Raw genomic sequence first — 470 nt, 5'->3', positions numbered from 1 at the left:
GGGTATATCCTCGCGGAGGAACTCCTTTGCCAGTGCCATACGCCATCCCGTCGCGTATTCCATCGGTGCTACACCAACTTCCTTGCGGAAACGATCGAAGAAGGTCGAGCGAGACATGGTAGCCTCCTGAGCAAGCGTCTCCACCGTCACGCTACGACCCGGATCTGCGTGTATCCGGCGCAAGGTCGGCGCCAGCAGCGGATCGGCCATGCCACGCAGGAGACCCGGCGGCGCTTTGGCGCTTGCTGCCGATCGTAACGCGTCGATTAACAACACATCGAGCAATCGGTGGAGGACCATTTCGCGCGCGGCACGATCAGCCCTCGTCTCCTCGTTGATCATTCGGACGAGAGCGATCAGTCGCTCTTCACCATGAACATGGATGACTTCCGGCAGCAGAGATACGAGAAGGGCTTTGTCATCCGAGCCGAAAGTGCAATGCCCGACCAGTGCCTTGATCTCCGCCGACG

1 protein-coding gene is annotated in these 470 nt (G+C 59.8%); it reads right to left on the bottom strand.

Going from position 1 to position 470, the window contains the following annotated elements:
• On the bottom strand, positions 1-470 hold a 470-nt coding region (locus tag AB4Z23_RS28430; RefSeq protein WP_441361301.1), incomplete at both ends, for a cupin domain-containing protein.

The sequence above is a fragment of the Agrobacterium sp. MCAB5 genome (assembly GCF_052114365.1).
Classification (GTDB): Bacteria; Pseudomonadota; Alphaproteobacteria; order Rhizobiales; family Rhizobiaceae; genus Agrobacterium; species Agrobacterium tumefaciens.
This window is presented reverse-complemented; position numbering and strand designations above follow the sequence as displayed.